The organism is Nesterenkonia sp. YGD6 (assembly GCF_022565895.1).
Classification (GTDB): domain Bacteria; phylum Actinomycetota; class Actinomycetes; order Actinomycetales; family Micrococcaceae; genus Nesterenkonia.
The window spans coordinates 44,240-62,537 of record NZ_JAJOYY010000007.1 but is presented as its reverse complement, the minus strand read 5'-3'; the positions used below and the strand labels follow the sequence as shown (position 1 = coordinate 62,537).

22 protein-coding genes and 1 pseudogene are annotated in these 18,298 nt (G+C 67.4%); 10 read left to right on the top strand and 13 right to left on the bottom strand.

Features of this window, described 5'->3' with window-relative positions:
- Positions 1-14 precede the first annotated feature (14 nt).
- Together LTI14_RS11810 and LTI14_RS11805 are read right to left on the bottom strand one after the other, a co-directional pair.
- Positions 15-233, bottom strand: a complete 219-nt coding sequence (locus tag LTI14_RS11810) for a hypothetical protein (RefSeq protein ID WP_241466243.1) — start codon at positions 231-233, stop codon at positions 15-17.
- A gap of 80 nt (positions 234-313) precedes the next feature.
- On the bottom strand, positions 314-538 hold the full coding sequence (locus LTI14_RS11805; protein WP_241476641.1) for a hypothetical protein: 225 nt from the start codon (positions 536-538) through the stop codon (positions 314-316).
- Here LTI14_RS11805 and LTI14_RS11800 point away from each other — a divergent pair.
- Positions 529-1,182 (top strand): hypothetical protein, encoded by a 654-nt coding sequence (locus LTI14_RS11800; protein ID WP_241476640.1) that lies wholly within the window; start codon positions 529-531, stop codon positions 1,180-1,182. The genes LTI14_RS11805 and LTI14_RS11800 overlap by 10 nt on opposite strands.
- Positions 1,183-1,189: 7 nt before the next feature.
- Here LTI14_RS11800 and LTI14_RS11795 read toward each other — a convergent pair whose 3' ends face one another.
- The 4 genes from LTI14_RS11795 to LTI14_RS11780 form a co-directional block, all read right to left on the bottom strand.
- On the bottom strand, positions 1,190-2,851 hold the full coding sequence (locus LTI14_RS11795) for a cryptochrome/photolyase family protein (RefSeq protein ID WP_241476638.1): 1,662 nt from the start codon (positions 2,849-2,851) through the stop codon (positions 1,190-1,192).
- 4 nt (positions 2,852-2,855) lie between these two features.
- Entirely contained in the window at positions 2,856-4,112 is a 1,257-nt protein-coding gene (locus LTI14_RS11790) for a flavin monoamine oxidase family protein (protein ID WP_241466235.1), read from the bottom strand.
- A gap of 136 nt (positions 4,113-4,248) precedes the next feature.
- Positions 4,249-5,079 (bottom strand): endonuclease/exonuclease/phosphatase family protein, encoded by an 831-nt coding sequence (locus LTI14_RS11785; protein ID WP_241476637.1) that lies wholly within the window; start codon positions 5,077-5,079, stop codon positions 4,249-4,251.
- Between the two features lie 104 nt (positions 5,080-5,183).
- A complete protein-coding gene (locus tag LTI14_RS11780) occupies positions 5,184-5,999 on the bottom strand; it encodes a glycosyltransferase family A protein (protein WP_241466231.1) in 816 nt (271 codons plus the stop codon).
- Positions 6,000-6,207: 208 nt separating this feature from the next.
- On the opposite strand from LTI14_RS11780, the gene LTI14_RS11775 reads away from it, so the two are divergent.
- The 6 genes from LTI14_RS11775 to LTI14_RS11750 all read left to right on the top strand — a co-directional run bounded on the left by LTI14_RS11775 (position 6,208) and on the right by LTI14_RS11750 (position 11,285).
- On the top strand, positions 6,208-6,966 hold the full coding sequence (locus LTI14_RS11775; protein ID WP_241476636.1) for a YqjF family protein: 759 nt from the start codon (positions 6,208-6,210) through the stop codon (positions 6,964-6,966).
- Between the two features lie 129 nt (positions 6,967-7,095).
- Entirely contained in the window at positions 7,096-8,184 is a 1,089-nt protein-coding gene (locus LTI14_RS13280; protein WP_241476635.1) for a glycosyltransferase, read from the top strand.
- A 48-nt stretch (positions 8,185-8,232) separates the two neighbouring features.
- Positions 8,233-8,673, top strand: coding sequence for an alternative ribosome rescue aminoacyl-tRNA hydrolase ArfB (gene arfB / locus LTI14_RS11765; RefSeq protein ID WP_241466226.1), 441 nt, complete (start codon positions 8,233-8,235; stop codon positions 8,671-8,673).
- A gap of 190 nt (positions 8,674-8,863) precedes the next feature.
- Entirely contained in the window at positions 8,864-9,970 is a 1,107-nt protein-coding gene (locus tag LTI14_RS11760; protein ID WP_370642762.1) for a N(5)-(carboxyethyl)ornithine synthase, read from the top strand.
- Between the two features lie 31 nt (positions 9,971-10,001).
- The gene (locus tag LTI14_RS11755; protein WP_241471111.1) at positions 10,002-10,505 is read left to right on the top strand and encodes an SRPBCC family protein; all 504 of its coding nucleotides are present in this window, start codon (positions 10,002-10,004) and stop codon (positions 10,503-10,505) included.
- A gap of 3 nt (positions 10,506-10,508) precedes the next feature.
- The gene (locus tag LTI14_RS11750) at positions 10,509-11,285 is read left to right on the top strand and encodes an alpha/beta fold hydrolase (RefSeq protein WP_241466220.1); all 777 of its coding nucleotides are present in this window, start codon (positions 10,509-10,511) and stop codon (positions 11,283-11,285) included.
- 46 nt (positions 11,286-11,331) lie between these two features.
- On the opposite strand, the gene LTI14_RS11745 is transcribed toward LTI14_RS11750, so the two are convergent.
- The 6 genes and pseudogenes from LTI14_RS11745 to LTI14_RS11720 form a co-directional block, all read right to left on the bottom strand.
- A complete protein-coding gene (locus LTI14_RS11745) occupies positions 11,332-11,931 on the bottom strand; it encodes a hypothetical protein (protein ID WP_241471109.1) in 600 nt (199 codons plus the stop codon).
- Positions 11,932-12,027: 96 nt separating this feature from the next.
- Entirely contained in the window at positions 12,028-12,801 is a 774-nt protein-coding gene (gene heR, locus LTI14_RS11740; RefSeq protein ID WP_241476633.1) for a heliorhodopsin HeR, read from the bottom strand.
- 428 nt (positions 12,802-13,229) lie between these two features.
- Entirely contained in the window at positions 13,230-13,430 is a 201-nt protein-coding gene (locus tag LTI14_RS11735) for a DUF3817 domain-containing protein (protein ID WP_241466214.1), read from the bottom strand.
- Between the two features lie 4 nt (positions 13,431-13,434).
- Positions 13,435-13,917 (bottom strand): annotated as a pseudogene (locus tag LTI14_RS11730) (TetR family transcriptional regulator); the annotation flags it as partial.
- Positions 13,918-14,024: 107 nt separating this feature from the next.
- Entirely contained in the window at positions 14,025-14,693 is a 669-nt protein-coding gene (locus LTI14_RS11725) for a GNAT family N-acetyltransferase (protein WP_241471106.1), read from the bottom strand.
- Positions 14,690-15,229 carry a hypothetical protein gene (locus LTI14_RS11720; protein ID WP_241466208.1) on the bottom strand — a complete coding sequence of 180 codons (540 nt, stop codon included), beginning with the start codon at positions 15,227-15,229 and terminating at the stop codon, positions 14,690-14,692. Before LTI14_RS11720 ends, LTI14_RS11725 begins: the two co-directional genes overlap by 4 nt.
- Before the next feature lie 239 nt (positions 15,230-15,468).
- On the opposite strand from LTI14_RS11720, the gene LTI14_RS11715 reads away from it, so the two are divergent.
- Genes LTI14_RS11715 through LTI14_RS11705 form a run of 3 tightly spaced genes read left to right on the top strand, consistent with a single transcriptional unit; the run spans position 15,469 to position 17,507 of the window.
- Positions 15,469-16,161, top strand: coding sequence for a histidine phosphatase family protein (locus tag LTI14_RS11715; RefSeq protein WP_241466206.1), 693 nt, complete (start codon positions 15,469-15,471; stop codon positions 16,159-16,161).
- Between the two features lie 24 nt (positions 16,162-16,185).
- On the top strand, positions 16,186-16,740 hold the full coding sequence (locus LTI14_RS11710; RefSeq protein WP_241466204.1) for a DUF3090 domain-containing protein: 555 nt from the start codon (positions 16,186-16,188) through the stop codon (positions 16,738-16,740).
- Complete coding sequence (locus LTI14_RS11705) at positions 16,740-17,507, top strand: SCO1664 family protein (protein WP_241466202.1); 768 nt, start codon at positions 16,740-16,742, stop codon at positions 17,505-17,507. Before LTI14_RS11710 ends, LTI14_RS11705 begins: the two co-directional genes overlap by 1 nt.
- Positions 17,508-17,644: 137 nt before the next feature.
- Here LTI14_RS11705 and LTI14_RS11700 read toward each other — a convergent pair whose 3' ends face one another.
- Positions 17,645-18,298: an SDR family NAD(P)-dependent oxidoreductase gene (locus tag LTI14_RS11700; RefSeq protein ID WP_241476629.1), complete on the bottom strand. Its 654-nt coding sequence runs from the start codon at positions 18,296-18,298 to the stop codon at positions 17,645-17,647.

Here is an 18,298-nt window from a genome sequence, read left to right as displayed (position 1 = left end):
CTGCGGGGAGGCGATCAGAATCCCCTCCCCAGCGGGCAGCCGAGGTTGTTCGAAGGGTTCTGCCGCTTCCGCGTGCGGTCATAGTCGGTGGGCTGGCGCCGCATGCGCGGGCGCGGCCGAGTGCGGAACCGTCCCGGAGCCGCCGAGGCGGGCAGTGCCGAGGCGACCGTGACTCCGGCGGCGGTGGCCCCAGCGGCGGCGGCTGTTATCAAAGTGCGACGGGAAAGATGCATTCTCGCAACCTACCGGGCGCTCAGGGGGTCCACAAAGTGAACCTTCCAGGGCGTGTTCAGGGGTGCAGCACCGATTCGCTTCACAGCAGCAGGTTCACGGGGCCCAATGACACCAGCACCAGCACGATGCTGAGGATCTGCATGATCAGCAGCACCGCGCCCGACCCGAGCAGCCCCAGCTGAGCGCCTCTGATTCGACCATCGGGCCAGCCTATAGACTCCGCGCATGGCAGCTGCGCCTGATCCCGCAGCGTCCGGAGTCCGCAGATCAACAGCAACGTGGAGGGTGAACCGTATGGCCGCATCACCAGTGAGCCAGAGCGCCATCACGGCCAGCCTGTTCTATGCGATCGGGGTGGGGCGCATTCCGAGCAGCCATTCCCCCGCACTCGCCGATGATCTGCGTGACACCGTCACTCGCATGTTGCAGGACCAGGGTGCGGGGGACAGCGTCAATGAGGTGCTCGACGCCGTGCGGGCAGGTCGCGACGCAGTGGCCGGCGACCCGTCGCTGAGCCTTTCGGCGAAGAAGTACGAGGAGCTGCGCAGTCATCTCCTCGCCGCCCAGCCGGCAGCGCCGAACAGGGCCCGGAACGTCTGGCCCATCGGCGCGAGCACGATCCTCAAGCGTGCCGACGGGTCCTGGAGCGCGGCGCTGCAAAATGTCGGGCTGGCCCCTTCGAGCCGAGCGCGGCCCTCCGGTTTCGGCACGGCCCGGTTCACTCCAGCTCAGTTCGGCGCGGCGCTGCGGGACTTCACCGGCCAAGGAGCCAGGGAGGGTTTCACCACCAGCTATCAGAGCTACGTGGACTGGCGGAAGGCCCAGCAGCAGCGTGGGCGCACCGATCTTCCCTCTGGCCCGAGCATCCGCAACACCTACGGCAGCTGGAGTGCAGCCCTGAAGCGTGAAGGGACGCAGCGCGGCGGGGCCGCTCCAGACGGCAGCTGAGTCGGCATCACCCTGGCTGTTGGAGCAGCCTGCTGGGCTGCCCGGGTTCCAGCAGGTGCTGAGCACGCTCGTGATGGGCGCGTCGCTTCTCCTGGTCCATCTTGTCCAGCAGCGAGACCACCATGCGGGCGCGCGGGTTAGCTGCGAAGATCTCGCGATGATCCCTGATGAACGTCCAGTAGAGCCCGTCCCACTCCTGCGCCCAGTCCCCCTTGGGCAGGTCCGACATCTTGCGCAGGTAGTTGCTGCCAGAGACATAGGGCTTGGTGGTGATCGCCTCTCCCGCCGCGAACTGGCTCATGGCATAGACGTTGGGCACCATCACCCAGTCGTAGGCATCGATGAAGAGCTCCATGAACCACTCGTAGACCGCGTCCGGGTGGATCCGCAGCAGCGACATGGCATTGCCCAGCACCATCAGGCGTTCGATGTGGTGGGCATACCCGGTCGCCAGGACGCGGGAGATCACCAGGTCCACCGGGGCCAGGCCGGTGCTGGCATCCCACCAGCCCGTTCCCAATGTGTTGTGGTGCTCCAGCCGATTGGCGCTGCGCAGCTGACGCCCCCGGGTGCGATAGGTGGCGCGCATGTACTCCCGCCAGCCGATGACCTGACGGATGAATCCCTCCACGGAGGCCAGCGGGGTGGACTCGTCGGCAGCCTCGAGAACCGTCTGCACCACCTCACGGGGATCCAACAGTCCGATGTTCAGCGCCGGGGTCAGCAGCCCATGAGCGATGAATGGGTGCTCCGCTGAGATCGCATCCTCATAGGGGCCGAAGTCGTTCAGACGCTCCCGGACGAACTCGCGGAGATGCTCGCGCGCCTCCTCCGCGCTGACGGGCCAGGCGAACAGCGCGGGATCCCCCGGGGCGTCGGGGAACTCGTCGCGCACCCAGGCGATGGCCCGCTGGACGTCGTCGGCCGCGCCGTCGTCATCGGCTGAAGTGCCAGACCCTTGGACTGTTTCGGCACTGACTGTACGGTCAGTACTTTCAGAACTTTTGCCGCTGTCATCATCGCGCCTCAGCGCGTCGAGATCGAACATTCCGTCCCGCTGCAGGATCGGATGACTCGCGAAGCGCCCCACCGTGGGCGGCGTGTACCCGCGCGGGAGCTTCTTGCGGTTCTCCGCATCGAAGGACCATTTCCCACCGGCAGGTTCCCCGTCGGCGTCGAGCAGGAGCTTGAACCGGCGGCGCTGCCAGACGTAGAACTCGTGCATCCGGGCACCGTGGGACCCGAACCAGTCATCGACCTGCGCGCGGCTGGTCAGGAAGTTCGGCGTCTCCAGCACATCCTGCTCACGCAGCCAGCATCCGCCCTCATCGAGCGCGGCGCGCAGATCCTGCTCCAGCCAGTCATCGACCACGTCGTAGACGGTCACCCGTGCCGGGGCCAGTTTCTGGATCAGCTCCACCAGCTGTGCGTGGGAGCTGCGGTCGGTCTGGCTGCGCAGCACCCACACCTGGTGACCGCGGGCCCGCAGGCGCCGCGCGAACTGGTCCATCGAGGCGCGGTGCAGGACCAGCTTCTGAGCGTGGAAGGAGTACTGCCGGAACAGCAGGTCATGTTCGATCAGCACGAACACCGTGTCAGGGTCGACGTCGAGGTGCTCCTTGAAGAGCTGGTGGGGCAGCACCAGACGAAGCACGGGAGGACTCGTCATGGGCTCAGCCGGCGAGCAGTCTGGTCAGCGACTGCGCGGCCTGGTCGCCGGAGACCAGCGCCCCCTGGATCGAGCCATGGTCGCGGTGATCCCCGGCGATGAGCACGCGATCCCCCAGCTGCTGGGGGCGGGCCTGAAGCAGGGGCGGGTGTTGGACCGGGAGCGTGTGCTCCACGAGGTGATGGGTGAGCAGCTCCCAGTCTGCGGTGGATCCCTGGTAGAGCCGCTCCAGATCCCGGCGCACGGCGGCCTCCTCGGCGAGGCCGTCGGGACGGTCCAACAGCGTGGTCGCCTGGATCAGGTGCTGACCCTCCGGGGCGTAGGAAGGAGCCGCCTGCGAGACCACAGCGGTGTTCCAGATCGGACCGGCGGGGCCTCCGCCGCGCCGGCTGGCGTCGAGCATCAGGAAGGGTCCGGGCTGGGGCAGCTCCGGGGCGCGGAACCACCAGGTGGTCAGACCATGGGTGGGCAGCGCCGGCTGGCCGGTGAGCTCGTGGATGTCCTGCGGTCCGACGGCGACGACGGCGGCCCGGGCGCGCAGCGGCCCGGCGTCGGTGCTGACCTGGACGCCGTCGCCGCTGTGCCGCAGGTCCCGGGCGGACGTGTTCAGCCGCACCGGTTCGTGAAGCCAGGTCTCCATCTGTTCGGGGAGCGCCTGCATCCCTCCGCGGGGCAGCCCGGGGGCGCCGAGGGCGAAGTAGCGGACCAGCAGGCGAACATAGTTCGCCGAGCTCTCCCCGGTGCTGTCGGCGAGGACGCCGGCCAGGAACGTGTCGAGCACGTCCCGTCGCAGCCGTCCGGTGAGGCCGGCCTCCTCGAAGGAGTCGTGCAGCGTCTGATCCTGCGCGGGACGTGGCCCGGTGGCGGACTGTCGCAGGGTCGGGGCGATCCAGCGGGCGAAGGCGAGCAGGTCTGAGGGCGGGGTGTGCTTGCTCCGCAGCGTGGACAGGGCATGCTGCGGGTGCCGCAGCGGATGGGCCAGCGTGGTGGTGGTCGTGGAGGTGCGGATCACGGCGCCGACCCCGAATGCTTGAAGGCCGAGCGAACCGATGTCGATCCAATCCTGCACGGCAGGGTAGGCCGGGTTCAGCACCTGGAACCCGCGGTCGCAGCGAAAGCCCTCGATCAGGTCGGTGCGCACCCGTCCTCCGACCGCGTCCCCGGCTTCGAGCACTGTGACCCGGTGTCCGTTGCGCTGCAGGCGGCGGGCGCACTGCAGCCCGGCGAGTCCTGCGCCGATGACTATGACGTCGGTGTCCATGAGTCCCCATCCCGTCGCGTGGTGGTCAGTCTAGGCCGAACGTCTGACACGCGTCGGTTCGACAGGAGGAACGGCCAGGACACGTGTGCAGAAGAAGTGCACCAGCAGATCCCAGTTCGGGATGCGCGTGTAGAGGTCAAAGACGTTGCTCCAGGCCGCGATCAGCAGAATCACCGAGATGGTGATGTCTGCCGGGGCGGGGAAGGTGCAGCACCGCCTGGACCGGCAGGTGATCCGAGGCCCACCCGCTGCGATGGCGCACCGGATTGATCGCCGCGCGGGCCACGCCCAACTCCGGTGAGGCCATGATCCAGTCGATCCTGCGGCGGTCGAGGCGCGGTTCACGGTAGTTGGCGAAGGTCCCCCATTCCTCGCTGTCGCGTTGCGCAGCCGCGGCCCAGGTGTCGGCGAGCGCCTCGCCGCGGAGAAGCTCCGCAATCGGTGCGCTGCTGGGCTGAGCGTTCATATCCGCCGTGAGCACCACCGGCAGCGTACTGGTGGTCACCCGGTGCCGGATGCTCTGCGCGGCACGAAGCCGGCAGCGGTGGGAGAGGTGGTCGAGGTGGGTGTTCATCGCGAGGAAGGCCGTGGATGTGGCACGGTCCCGGAATCTCGCCGAGACCAGGCTGCGCGGGATGAGATTTCCCCAGGTTCGGGAACCCGGGTGGTGCGGGGTGTCCGAGAGGGCGCTCTGCTCCCAGTCCAGGAGTTCGAGGCGGTCTGTGTCGTAGTAGAGCGGCGAGGCCTCCCCTCCCCCTTGAGGCCCCCGCCCGTGCCCGACGGATCGGTAGGAGCCGCCCAGCACGTCGGCGACGAACCTCACCTGATCGGCGAGGGCTTCCTGGACGCCGAGCAGAGTCGGACGTTCGGTCTGCAGCAGGCTGCGCAGTCCGGGGGCCCGGCGCTCCCATCGATCGGCTCGGCGCGGATGGAAGGCGAAGGTGCGCCGCCGGATGTTCCAGCTCATGACGTGGAGCCTTGGGGCCGGCATGGGCCCGATCAGGGCAGCGTCAGGGGCGACGGCTGGGTGGACGGCCGTCGGGCGGGGATCCGCGTGCGCGTCAGGCGCACTCATGTGCGTGCGCGTCCCGATTCCGAAGCATGACCGCGTCTGCGCAGAGACGCCCGGCGCCATCGGAAGGGCGGGAAGTCGTGTGGCCAATGCACCGTCACGGACCGGAATCCGCGCTTGATCCGGCGCTGGAAGGCTCTGGCGTCCCTGAAGGGGCGCATCGAGATGCCCATCGGCTCTCCGCCCATCGCGCCGAGACGATGACGCTCTCCGAGGTGGAAGGCCAGGTCCAGATCGTCGTGGATCTCGGGGTCGTCGCGGTGCACGGAGAGCCGTACCTGCTCCCACGCTTCGCGCCGCATGGCCATGTTGGAGCCGAACAGCGGCCGATGCCCCAGCGCGGGCCGGGAGAAGTTTCTGTAGGCGAAGAGATAGGCATGCACCAGTGGACGCCGCAGCAGCACCGGTCCGTCGATGAACTTGGCAGGACCGGTCAAGGCGGCGACGTGGGGCTGCTGCTCGAAGGCGGAGACCACATCCTGGATCCATCGCGGTTCCGGCACACAGTCAGCATCGAGCCGGAGGATCAGGTCAGAAGTGGCGGCGTCGTAGCCGGTGGCGCTCGCGGCGGGGATCCCCGGCTGCAGGCAGCTCAGCACCGTCGCGCCGGCAGCGCGGGCGGCCGCGGCGGAGTCATCGACAGAGGCGTTGTCGACCACGATGATCTCGTCCGCGGTCCGGGTCTGTGCCGCCAGCGCCGCGAGGCAGACGGTCAGTTCTGCGCTGTCGTCCTTGACCGGGATGACCACCGACACGGTGACCGGCGCGGTGTTCGGCGCTGCGCGCTCGTCGAGATTCTCGTCGTTGATGCTCATATCGGCCCCGGCCCTTACTTGATCGCAGCCCTCGCCGCCCGTCTTGAGAAGTCAGCACATTTCACTCCTGCACTACTGGATAAATCTACGCCGTATGAGTCCCGGACGCGCGGCACCGTGCCCTGAGCAGATCCACGCTGGATAAGATGCTGATGAACTGCCGCTGCTCTTTCGAGCATCGACCTCCCTGCGCCGATGATGAGGTTTCATGATGGCTTTCAACGCACTCTCTCGAGAGGCTCCACCGCTGGGCGGCCCCGCCGTGCTGAGGCAGCGGTGGAGCGAAGTGTCCTTCGTGCATTGGCGGGTCGACCCCGGCGCCGTCGCGCCGTATATGCCTGAAGGCTGTTCCCCGGACGTGCTGGATGGCAGCTCCTGGGTGGGGCTCATCGGGTTCCAGATGTCGAAGAGCTCCTTCTTCGGCGGGCCGAGCATTCCGTGGCTCGGTGACTTTCCGGAGGTCAATGTGCGGCTCTACTCCATCGACGAGCACGGTCGCCGCGGAGTGGTCTTCCGCAGCCTGGAAGCCTCCCACCTGATCCCGGTGCTGGTCGCGCGGGCGGCGTTCGGGCTGCGGTATCAGTGGGCGTCGATGAAGATCCAGGCCTCCGACGGCGAGGTCGAGTACACGACGCGCCGGCATGGCCAGCGCGACGCCGCCTCCACGCTGCGGGTTCGTCCGATTCCTGACCCCGCGGCCGACGCTGAGCTGGCTCAGGACCCGGTGGCGGAATTTCTGACCGCCCGCTGGGGCTTCCATGAGCGGCATCTGGGGCGCACCATCTATTGCAGGAACAGCCATGAGCCGTGGCCGTTGCAGCACGCGGAGCTGGTCCACCTCGAGGACGGGCTGCTGGCCGCGGCGGGCTTCCCCGGGCTCAGCGCGCGGGCACCCGATTCGGTGCTCTACGCTCCGGCGGTGACCACGGTCTTTGCTCCGCCGCAGCGGGGTCAGCGGCTGGGCTAGATCGGCCAGACCAGAGGGTGGGTGGATGCGACGCGACTGCTTCTGGCTGCCGCTGGCTCGCGCGGCGACGTCGAACCGTTCGCGGCGCTGACCAGGCGCGCCGTGAGCGCGGGCCATGAGGTGCGTTTGGTGGTTCCCGATAACTCAGGAGTCGACCTCAATGGGCTCGATGTCGTGAGCATGAGCGTGGACTACACGGCCATGATCACCCAGCAGGGGGTCTCAGCGGCCGCCGCGCTTCGCTCCTATCGTTCGATCATCCAACCGCTCATGCGGGCGGTGATCATCGAGTCCGCCAGGGCCGCCTTGGACTTCGAGCCCGATGTCCTCGTGGCGCACCCGAAGATCCTCTCTGCCGGGCTGGTCGCGGACGCACTCTCGATCCCCCACATTCGAGTCGAGATAGTGCCCGCGTTGACACCCACCAGCGCGTTCCCCGCCGCTGGAACCATCACTCGAGATCTCGGCCGGTTCAACCGCTCCACCTACCGTCTCGCCAGCGCAGGCGAGGCGATGTTCCGCAGGGATCTGAAGGACGTGTCGCGCATGGTCGGCAGCTTCACCAGGAGCCCCACACCGCCCGCCTCCACGCTGATGCCGATCAGTCCCGCGCTGCTCCACCGTCCCGCCAACTGGGACGACACGGTGCACATGACCGGGCCGTGGAAGCTGGATGGTCCAGAGATTGTGTCTCCGGAGGTGGCCGAGTTCATGGCCGAGGGCAACTTCGTCTACGCCGGATTCGGCTCGATGGCGGCCGGGAACCCACATGCTCGGGCACGGGAGGTCATCGGCGGGATCCGCGCCGCGGGATTCCGTGGGCTGTTGGCGACCGGGCTCGGCGGCCTCGAGGTACCTTCTGAGCTGCGCGACGACGACATCCTGGTCACCGATGCCGTGGCCCACGCCGCTGTGCTGCCGGAAGCCGCGGCCGCGGTGCATCACGGCGGCATCGGCACCGTCCATGCGGCGACGGCGGCCGGGGCTGTGTCGGTGCTGGTTCCGTTCATCGCCGATCAGCCGTTCTGGGCCGCGCGGCTGCGCGAGAAGGGTCTCGCAGCCGATCCGATCCCGCAGCGCAAGCTCACCGCAGATCGACTGAGCGCAGCACTGGGTGCCGCTGAAGACTTCCGCCCTAGGGTCCGCGCGGCCGCAGACACGATGGCGCACGAGGACGGCACCGGCAGCGCGCTGCGGATCATCGAAGGACTGGCCTGAGCCGACCTGCGCGTGGGCCCTCGGCCGCGGTGCGGCAGACTGGAAGGCGTGGAGAATCTGCGCGTACCCCCGGGGCCCGGGGCACCCCATGGCCTGCTCATCCCGGCAGGTGAGCTGCACGAGCAGTTCTCCCACGCCTCCGGGCCCGGCGGTCAGGGCGTCAACACCACCGACTCCCGCGTCCAGCTCAGCCTCGACCTGGCAACGACGACGTCGCTCACCGAGGTCCAGCGCAGACTTGCCCTGGATCGGCTGGCTGCCCGGCTGGCCGGCACGGTGCTCACCATCAGCGCCGCCGAGCACCGCTCCCAGCGGCGCAATCGGACCGCGGCACGTGAACGCCTCTCCGAGCTGCTCCGTGAGGCCATCGCTCCCCCGATCATCCGACGTCCCACGCGGCGCACGCGGGGGTCGCACCGGCGTCGGCTCGCAGGCAAGCGTGAACGCTCAGAGATCAAGGCGAACCGGCGCCGACCTGGTCGCGACTGAGGTCAGCAACTCGTGATCCGCTGTGGGAGATCGGCGTACAGTCGGGGAAGGAGCCGACCAGGGCTCCCTCAAGACGGGAATACCGATGTCAAGCACCACTTCCTCTTCCACCGCTGCCTCCGCCGAGACCTCGGAGGCGTCCTCCCCGAGCCGCGAATTGCTGAGTCTCGGGGTGCTCGCGAACTCTTCGATGGAGAACGAACGGCGCCTGCCGATTCACCCCCACCACCTGGACCAGATCGACCCGGACCTGCGCGCCCGGATGATCGTCGAGCGGGGCTACGGGTCTGACTTCCAGTTGGCACCCGATTACGTGGAGTCCCGCGTGGGCAGGGTCGCTGAACGTGCGGAGGTCATTGCATCTGCTGATGTCCTGCTCCTGCCCAAACCGCAGGCGGCAGACGTGGCGGCGGTTCCCGAAGGCGGCATCCTGTGGGGCTGGCCGCACTGCGTCCAGGATGCCGGATTGACGCAGACTGCGATCGACAACCGGCTCACGCTGATCGCCTTCGAGGCGATGAACCATTGGACCCCTCGGGGTGATTTCAATCTGCACGTGTTCCACAAGAACAACGAGCTTGCCGGCTACTGCTCCGTGCTTCACGCACTGAGCCTGACCGGCTCGACCGGGGACTACGGTCCCCGGCTCAGTGCGGTGGTGATCGGCTTCGGAGCCACGGCCCGAGGTGCGGTGACGGCGCTCAAGGCGCAGGGAATCCATGACATCCAGGTCCTGACCCAGCGCGGTGCGACTGCGGTCGGCTCGCCGATCCACACCGCCCAGATCACCCAGCTCAAGACGGCGTCGGGCACGTCACCTCTGAGCGAGGTCCTCACCTCAGCCGGGGATGTTCCGCTGCCCGAGTTCCTGGCATCGCATGACATCGTCGTCAACTGCACGCTCCAAGACGTCACCGCGCCGCTGACGTATCTGCGGACCCAGGACCTGGAGCTCTTCTCTGGAGGCAGCCTGATCATCGACGTGTCGTGTGACCCGGGGATGGGCTTCGAGTGGGCGCAGACCACGACGTTCGACGATCCGATGTTCACCGTTGGACGAGGGGTCAACTACTACGCCGTCGACCACAGCCCGTCATACCTGTGGAACTCAGCCACCTGGGAGGTCAGCGCGGCGATCCTGCCGTTCCTGCGCACCGTGATGGAAGGCCAGGCCACCTGGGCGACGAGTCCGATCATCTCCCGCGCGATCGAGATCAACGAGGGCGTGATCCAGAACCCGAACATCCTGAGCTTCCAGCATCGTGAGCCGGCATATCCGCACACGCGGACTGCATAGGGCCGGACCGCCTAGAGAAGGTGACCCTCAGATGACCACAGGACCAGCAGCGACGGGGACCCTCGGCGTCGGGCCTCACGGCAGGGAGCTCCAGCTTCAGCGCCGTTTCGCGGAGCCGCTCGAGACCATCTGGGCGGCGATGACGGACTCCGCGCAGCTCGTGAATTGGATCGGGCGCTGGGAGGGAGATCCCGCCAGCGGGAAGGTCACCTTCTTGATGACCGCGGAGGGCGAGGACGCTCCGCCGGAGGAGTGCGAAATCCTGGAATGCAGCCCACCGCGCAGCCTTACCGTGCAGACCAGCGTCGGACCGGCTGTCTGGCACCTGCGCTTCGAGCTGAGCCACCAGGACGGCATCACCACCCTGCTCTTCGCCCAGCGGATCGGCGATGACCCGCTGGGCAGCATCGGCCCCGGGTGGGAGTACTACCTCGACCGACTCTCGGCGGTCCTGGGTGGAGCGGATCCCGCGGGTGTGGAGTGGAATGACTACTACCCCAGGCTTTCGGCGCCTTACGAGGCACTGGAGAGCTGAGCCTTGACAGCGGATTCCCATCAATGGCCGCTGGAGCACGGGCCACAGGATGGTGAGACCATCATCTTCCTCCCCGGAAACAGCACCGGGAGCTGGATGTGGGCACCCCAGGTGGAGCGTCTCCCCGACCGCCACCTCCTCACCCCGGACCTGCCAGGCCTCGGCGAGCGCTATCGGGAGCCGTGGCCAGGGCTGGCCGGAGCCGCCGACGACGTCGCCGGGGTCATCCGCGCGCACGCACTTGATGGCCGCGCCCATGTGGTGGGACTGTCACTCGGCGGTCTCGTGGTCGTGCGCCTGCTGCATCGCCACCCGGAGCTTGTACGCAGCACCGTGGTCACCGGAGCTCCAGTCGCCGGACTGACCAGGATCGAACGCCTCCTGATCCCCCCGCAGATTCCGCTCCTGCGCAGACGCTGGTACTGGAACGCCCAGGCGATGGCCTTCGGGGTCCCGCCCGACAGCAGGGAGTTGTTCGTGGATTCCGCCGTGCGGGTCTCCGCGGAGACGAACCGGCTGACCTACCGGGAAGTCGCCGCAGGGTGCATGCCCGCAAGTCGGTTCCATTACTCAGGGCCAGTCCTGGCGATTGCCGGAGAGAAGGAACAGCGTTCGGTGCGCGATGGCTTCCCGGTTCTGCGTCAGTCGCTTCCACAGCTGCAGACGTGGATCGCTCCGAAGATGCACCACCCTTGGAACATCGAGGACCCGGATCTGTTCAGCAGGCTCATTCGCGAATTCGCCGATACGGGGACCTGGGAGCCTGCGGAACGGGTCTGACACAGGTTGAATCCCCCGCTCTGCGGCAGTCGGTCCACGGAGCCGGTTAGACGTAGGAGTCGAAGTGCTCGACGCCGAGGTCTTCGTCGGGCCAGAGGGAACCCGCGGCGTGTCCCAAGAGCAGCTTCGGATAGTAGGTCCACGCGAACCACGGGGCGACCGCCGACCTTCGCAACGCGTGATCAAGAAGCAGACCACCCACTGTGAGGATCGCCCCGAGACTCCGTCGCCGAGACGGACAGCTGCGGGTGATCGCTGTGGCTAGCATCATGTAGCCGTAGTGAGCAGACGCCCAGCTCACACCGTTGCTCCGCTCCCCGATGCGCTGATCCACGGCGCCCACGATCAACGGGTGTACATGAAGGGCAGCGAACGCGCAGTGCTCGCGTGCCCCCTGCCCGGCGCGTTCATACCAGCGGACGCACGCCCGGGTGTTGTTGACGTAGGCGCCGCCGAACAGATCCAGAGCCAGGGCGCCCAATGCCGCCTGGGAGAACCGTCCCGCGCCAGCGCGCTTCGCTGACCGGTAGGAGTAGAAGAGGCCGATGATCCCGGAACTGACCGCTAGCGTGTTGTTTGCGCGGGTGGCCTCTGGCCCGACGAATTCTGCCCAGCTGCGCCTGAGGGACTCGACCCGAGCAGTCATCTGATACCCCCATCATCGGCCAGGCTCAGGGTGACAGCAGGAGGGTTGCGGCGGCGCGGCGTGCTCGCGGCGCTGCCACAGGACCAGCAAGTGGGCTCAGGCGGCGAGGGTGCCGGCGAAGATCTGCCACGCCAGCGCGGACTTGGCCGTGAGGCTGAGCGTGATGTAGAGCCGCTCCCCCAGCAGGTAGTCGCGGAACCGTCCGACCGGGCGGTACTGGAGCCACTGCACCACGGCGAACACGTTGAAGAACAGGAACAGCGAGACGATGATCGCATAGACGAATCCGGGCGGCTCGGCCCCTGTGGTTGAGCCAGGAGCCAGGGTGTAGATCGCGATGCCGACCCAGGGCACGATCCCGGCGATGCACCCGAAGACGAACGGCAGCCATCCGCCGTCGCCGGGCTCGTGGTAGCGCTCCTGGAGCCAGCCGAAGAGGATCATCGAGGCGTTGACGCCGAACAGCGCCAGCAGCGCGACAACATCGAAGATGCCGACCAGCTGGGCGATGATCACGATCATCAGCGAGCTGGACAGCGAGTACTCCACCCAGCGGAAGTAATTGTGCCCGTTCGCCAGCCCCGCGCGGTAGCGACCGAAGAACGGCGGCGAGGCCACGATGGCGTGGAACAGAGCGGACAGGAACAAGAACGCCGCAATCGCCAAGGGAATCGGCAGGTCCCACAGGGTGACCGCCTCACCTGGAGGGGTGCCGGGTGGACCGGCGGGGTAACTGCCCGTGACCGGAAGGGTGAAGTCGGTGGCGAGCAGAACCACCGCCACGGCTTGGGCCGCGTGAACGACTGCGGCAATGATGTTGTACCTGCGCAGGCCGGTGTAGCGGCCTGCGTCGATCTCAGTCGTAGTCACGGCGCTCCGATCGTCGGCTCACTCTTCCTCCTAGAGTAGTGAGCGGCCAGGTTAGCCGTCCAGGGACTGGAAGGCAGCCCCGTCGGTCGCTGGAGACGCCGAGCCAGCGATCCTCACCGTCCAGCCCGGTCCCGCCTGCGGCGATCGCCGCTGATTCCCCCACCAGGAAGTCACACGAACAGACGTTGAAGCGGAACGATCAGGCGGGGTTTCGGCTGTTGGTGGTCACCGTTGGCCGACACCGAGGAATGCGGTCCAACCTGCGGAAACGCATTTTCGGCGCCGTTGGGCGTCATCGGCGATCGTCGGTCTCGGCCGGACTTCTTGTGACTATCTGCGGACCGCTCGCCCGCCGGCATCAAGCTCCACGACCTGGCCTGCACCCGCCAACACCGCCGGGAGACAGCCCGGAGAAGCGAGCTGCCCGGTCAAGTACGAAGAGCCTGGTTGACGGCGGTGAGCACCGCAGTGGCGCTGTGGGCGAGAGTGACGAAGCCGTGGATGCGGCCGCTGATCGTCACTACCGGTGCGAAACCCGTCGTAGCGCGAATGATGAGGCCGGCGAAGAGCAGGGTCCAGGTGATCGCTTCGGAAATGGCGACGACACGGGAGAGCTTCTTCGGTGTCATGAGTTCATGAGATCACCTCCACAGCGAGGCCTCGTGCAGCGAAGTGGGCGCGCAGAAGACGGTCGACGCGAGCGTGCAACTGGGCCCGGTCGGGCACGCGATGCTGCAGCACCGTGAGAAGGCCCGCGCCTTCGACGAGCGCCATGACGTCGCCGGCCAGCGTTCGGGCGGCGGCGGGGTTCTCGCCGGGCACGACCGACGCCAGAGATGCGGTGAGTTCGGCTTCGATGTGGTCGGCAGCGGCCTCTAGCGCAGGCTGCACGCGAGGCGCAACGGCGATGAGGAAGGCGTAGTACGAGAGTGGGGGTGCGAACTGCGCGATGCTCTCGATCGAGTCGACGTAATCGTCGACGAGCCGGTGAGTGAGGGCGACCGGGGTCGTGGGTCGAGGCTGCTGCGGGTCGGTGAGCGAGTCAGTGAAGAACCGTTCGATCACGGCCTCGAGCAGAGCCTCCTTGCTCTCGAAGTGGTGGTATAGGGCCCCCTTCTAGTAGGGCACCTCAGCGAGAATACGCGCCAGGCTCGCGCCGTCGTAGCCGTTCTCGAGAAACAACCGAAACGCTGCGTCGACGATACTCGCTCTGGCGTCTGACATCACGGCACCTCGTCGTTCTCCCCGTCGGGCGTGCCGGCCTGCGCCATGACGTGCACCTCGCACTGCGCAACGGGAACGACGCCGAGCAGGGTGAAGCCCCAGCGGGCATAGAGTTCGGCGTTGCCGGGGCTCTCAGTCTCGAGCCTGACCCCCCACGACCGGGAGTCTTGGCGCGCACGCTGCAGCGTGTGGTCGACCAGTAGTCGACCGACCCCGAGACCTCGAGCGGATTCGGTGACTCCCACGGCGACGAGCACGTGGTGGGGGTGAGGAGGCGCCAGCCTGCGCGAGGCGAGGTCGGCGTCGTTGAGGAGCGTCAAGGCCCCCGGCGCGAGGTGGCGGGCGAGCATGAGAAAGCGTGCGCCCGAGATCATCCGTGCGACCCTGGCCCGCAGTGTTCTCGCCAGGGTGCCGCTCTGCGGGTCGGCGATGAGGGCCGCGCCGATGATGGTGCCCGCGCGCTCGGCGAGAACGAGCTCGCCGCCGGCGTTCAGGGTACCGACGATGGAGGCGCGGAACACTGCCTCGCGAGCGGCCTGCGGGTGCTGCGTGGTGCTGGTCGCGGCGGCGATGAGGGGATCGTGCACGAAGGCTTGCGCCAACATGCGGGCCGCACCATCGCGATCCCGGCATTCAGCGGGGCGCAGCGTGACGTCTGCCAGGGTCACGGCCCCGTCGCCCCGCTGTGGTCGACGGCGAACGACAGCACGACCTTGATCGCGAACAGCGCCGTGATGAACAGCAGCACGGACGTCGTCTCGGCAACCAGGGCAGTCGCGCCGAGCACGATGACTATGCCCAACCCGGCCGCAGGTCGCTGCACGGGCGAGCCCTGCAGCAACACGACGGCGGTGCCTGCCGCGATCGTGAGTGCCCACCCGATGAGCGCAGGGAACAAGGGCAGCCCGAGAAGCAAGGCGACGATGGGCAGGTGTACATGCACCGCGATGAAGACCGCTCGGCGCTTGGCGCTCACCGCATAGTGGTCGTTCGTGCCTCGCGTGAAGTTGGCGACAACTCCTGCCGCGATGTCGGCGACGAGCAGCGCGGCCAGCACGGCTCGCCAGAGCTCGACGGTGAGCAAGGCCGGCAGCACGGCGAGCACGGCAATCGGCACGGCGAGCAGCACGAGCGTGATTGACGCGGCCGACTGGTGCGCGCCGAAGACATCGTGAAGCGAGGAGGGTATGCGGAGAGTACCCATGAGGCGACAGTACCGACTGGTCGGTATGGCGTCGAGAGTGCACATCTGATGGGCCGGATCGTGCGTGCGTGCCGGAGTGCGAGAGCGAGGGCTAGACGGAATGGAGTGCCCGCCCTGGTTTGGGTGATTGCAGGCCGGGGCCTCACTCACGCAATCTCGTGGTCCTGAAAGTCTGACTTGGCCCCACCGGCACTGGAACCTCCACCGCGTTACGTCGCCCGGGTGGTTAGGCTGACTGGATGGCGACAGTGATTCTCGTGCGGCACGGCCGCTCCATAGCAAATGCCACTGGGCTGCTGGCCGGCAGGGCCGTCGGCGTCAGCCTGGACCAGTTCGGGCGCGACCAAGCGGCTCACACCGGAGACCGGCTCGCGGCCGTTCCTCTGGTCGCGGTGGTGTCGAGCCCCCTTGAGCGTTGTCAACAGACCGCCCAGCACATCCTCGATCGCCAGGCGGGCACGCCATACGCGCCGGTCGACCCCGATCTCACCGAATGCGATTACGGCCAGTGGCAGGGCCGCATGCTCACCGATCTCGCGACCGAGGATCTGTGGCCGCTGGTGCAGTCGCAGCCATCCGCCGTCGTCTTTCCCGACGGTGAATCGATGGCCGCGATGCAGGCTCGGTCGGTGGCAGCGATTCGCCGCCACGATGCAGCCCTCGAAGCCGAGCATGGACCCGAGGCCGTGTGGGCAGCGGTCAGCCACGGTGACATCATCAAGTCGATCCTCGCCGACGCGCTCGGCATGCACCTTGACCTGTTCCAGCGCATCAACGTGGGCCCCGCATCCGTGTCGATCGTGCGCTACGGCGCTGGCCGACCGAGCGTCCACGCGACCAACACCGACGCGGGTGATCTTTCGTGGCTGTCGAAGGGCATCCACTCCGGGGATGCGCCGGTGGGCGGCGGCGCAGGGCACAAGACGCCGTGAATCTAGAACGCCTAGAATACTGACATGCCTACACGTGTTCACGAGTTCGACTGGCCCGATCGGGCCGTCGTCGGCACCATCGGCCCTCCGGGGGCGCGCACGTTTTACCTGCAGGTGCGCTCAGGGAAGCAGCTGGTGAGCATCGCGCTCGAGAAGCAGCAGTCGGCTCTGCTCGCGGAGAAGATCGATGAGATCCTCGACCAGCTCATCACCGTCGAGGGCAACCGCTACAGCGTTCCCACGAGCACTCCCGTTGAACTTGTCGACAACGACCAGCTCGAGGCTGTTGAGGAGGATTTCCGCACCGGTGCCATGAGCCTGGGCTGGGACCCGACCACGGCCCAGATCGTGATCGAGGCCCACCCCATCACGGACGCCGATGTTGATGGATATGGTGATTCGCCTGACCAAGACGACGCTCAGGTGACCGAGATGCTGCTGGTGCGACTGCCGGTCGGCACCGCCCGTGCATTCGCAAAGCGCACCCTCGAGGTCGTGGGCGCCGGGCGCCCGGCGTGCCCGCTCTGTGGTTACCCCGTGGACGCCGAGGGACATACCTGCACCGTTGCCGAGGGCTGATGGCGGCGACGGACCTGGTGACTGCGGAGCTGACGCTCACCGGGCGCATCAGGACGGCTTCCAATGCGACGTTCCTGGGCAGCATCGGCGACGTGACCGTGGTCTATAAGCCGATAGCCGGCGAAAGCCCGCTGTGGGACTTTCCCGACGGAACCCTGGCGCACCGGGAGATCGCCGCCTACCTCGTCTCGCAGGCCCTCGGCTGGGGCGTGGTCCCGCACACCTGGCTGCGCGATGGTCCCTTGGGCGAAGGAATGGTACAGCTCTGGCAGGAGCAAGACCCCGATCACAGCGCCGTCGATCTGGTCGCGACGGACCACGTGCCGAAGGCGGGCTGGAAACACGTTCTCGAGGGGCGAGACGAAAACGGGCGGATGATCACGCTCATTCACGAAGACTCGCCAGCGCTGCGGCACATGGCCGTGTTCGACCTGGTCGTCAACAACGCCGACCGCAAAGGCGACCACATTCTTGCGATGACGGACGGCCACCGGCACGGCGTGGACCATGGGCTCACCTTCCACCGTGACCACAAGCTGCGCACGGTCCTCTGGGGATGGCTGGGAGACGCTCTGACCGCCGAGGAGCGCGAGGGCATCGATCGGGTCAGCGAAGGACTGCACGGTGACCTGGGCCGAAACCTGGCGGACCTGCTCAGTGCCGAAGAAGTCGCAGCGCTCGCTGCGCGCTGCTCCAGGTTGCGCCTGACGGGGCGGTTTCCGGCTCCCGCCGGTGAGATGTCGGCGGTTCCCTGGCCACTGTTCTGAGGAAGTCGCCCGGCCCTCAGCAATGAACCCACTTCGGAGTCCATCCGAATCTCTGGCGCTGTATTCGTAAGGCCAGGCTCGCACTCTCGAGTCGGGCCTTTCGCATACGACGCCCAGTCTCATCATCTCGGCCGCGCCTAGAAGGCGGTGCTGGGCAGATCCTTCTCGCCATTGACGATCGCAGTGATGATCCGCGCTGCAACGCGGTCTGGATCCAGCGGCGCTCCGAATCGCGGCGCTGACCCGGCGATCGGGTGCTCGGACAGCGAGGTGCCGGTGTGGCCAGGGCGGGCATCCAGGAGTCGGATGCCCGCGCGACGATACTCGCGCGCCGCTGCGACGACGAAGGCCGCGAGCCCAGCTTTCGACGCCGAATATGCTGCCAGTCCGGCGACCGGTGTCTCAGCGACGACGCCGCTCAGTGTCACCACGAAGGGCTCCCGGCCGTCCTGTGCCGAGGCCGCGAGGTAGGACTGGCTCTGGGTGATGAGCTGGATCGCACCGGTCGTGTTCACAGCGAACAGCTCATCCACCGTGGCAGGTTCAATCTCCGAAGCGGCGCCGAAGGCGACGACCCCGGACGCAACCACCAGCCCGTCGAGGCGCCCGTGCTGTGCAATCGTGGCATCCAGCACCTCCCGAATCACCGAGAGTTCTCGCAGATCGTGCCCAGCAGACTTCGACGACCGGGAAACAATGGCGCCGTTGCTCTCCAGCCGATCGGCGATCCGCGAGCCGAGCCCGCCGGTGGCGCCGACTACCAGAACAACCGCACCCTGAAGATTCGTCAT

Bases quoted from the DNA above. Each gene is read 5' to 3' on its own strand.
- LTI14_RS11810 (WP_241466243.1), bottom strand. From the start codon at position 233: ATGCATCTTTCCCGTCGCACTTTGATAACAGCCGCCGCCGCTGGGGCC.
- LTI14_RS11800 (WP_241476640.1), top strand. From the start codon at position 529: ATGGCCGCATCACCAGTGAGCCAGAGCGCCATCACGGCCAGCCTGTTC.
- LTI14_RS11805 (WP_241476641.1), bottom strand. From the start codon at position 538: ATGCGGCCATACGGTTCACCCTCCACGTTGCTGTTGATCTGCGGACTC.
- LTI14_RS11795 (WP_241476638.1), bottom strand. From the start codon at position 2,851: ATGACGAGTCCTCCCGTGCTTCGTCTGGTGCTGCCCCACCAGCTCTTC.
- LTI14_RS11790 (WP_241466235.1), bottom strand. From the start codon at position 4,112: ATGGACACCGACGTCATAGTCATCGGCGCAGGACTCGCCGGGCTGCAG.
- LTI14_RS11785 (WP_241476637.1), bottom strand. From the start codon at position 5,079: ATGAGCTGGAACATCCGGCGGCGCACCTTCGCCTTCCATCCGCGCCGA.
- LTI14_RS11780 (WP_241466231.1), bottom strand. From the start codon at position 5,999: ATGAGCATCAACGACGAGAATCTCGACGAGCGCGCAGCGCCGAACACC.
- LTI14_RS11775 (WP_241476636.1), top strand. From the start codon at position 6,208: ATGATGGCTTTCAACGCACTCTCTCGAGAGGCTCCACCGCTGGGCGGC.
- LTI14_RS11760 (WP_370642762.1), top strand. From the start codon at position 8,864: ATGGAGAACGAACGGCGCCTGCCGATTCACCCCCACCACCTGGACCAG.
- LTI14_RS11755 (WP_241471111.1), top strand. From the start codon at position 10,002: ATGACCACAGGACCAGCAGCGACGGGGACCCTCGGCGTCGGGCCTCAC.
- LTI14_RS11745 (WP_241471109.1), bottom strand. From the start codon at position 11,931: ATGACTGCTCGGGTCGAGTCCCTCAGGCGCAGCTGGGCAGAATTCGTC.
- LTI14_RS11735 (WP_241466214.1), bottom strand. From the start codon at position 13,430: ATGACACCGAAGAAGCTCTCCCGTGTCGTCGCCATTTCCGAAGCGATC.
- LTI14_RS11720 (WP_241466208.1), bottom strand. From the start codon at position 15,229: ATGGGTACTCTCCGCATACCCTCCTCGCTTCACGATGTCTTCGGCGCG.
- LTI14_RS11715 (WP_241466206.1), top strand. From the start codon at position 15,469: ATGGCGACAGTGATTCTCGTGCGGCACGGCCGCTCCATAGCAAATGCC.
- LTI14_RS11710 (WP_241466204.1), top strand. From the start codon at position 16,186: ATGCCTACACGTGTTCACGAGTTCGACTGGCCCGATCGGGCCGTCGTC.
- LTI14_RS11705 (WP_241466202.1), top strand. From the start codon at position 16,740: ATGGCGGCGACGGACCTGGTGACTGCGGAGCTGACGCTCACCGGGCGC.
- LTI14_RS11700 (WP_241476629.1), bottom strand. From the start codon at position 18,298: ATGACGAATCTTCAGGGTGCGGTTGTTCTGGTAGTCGGCGCCACCGGC.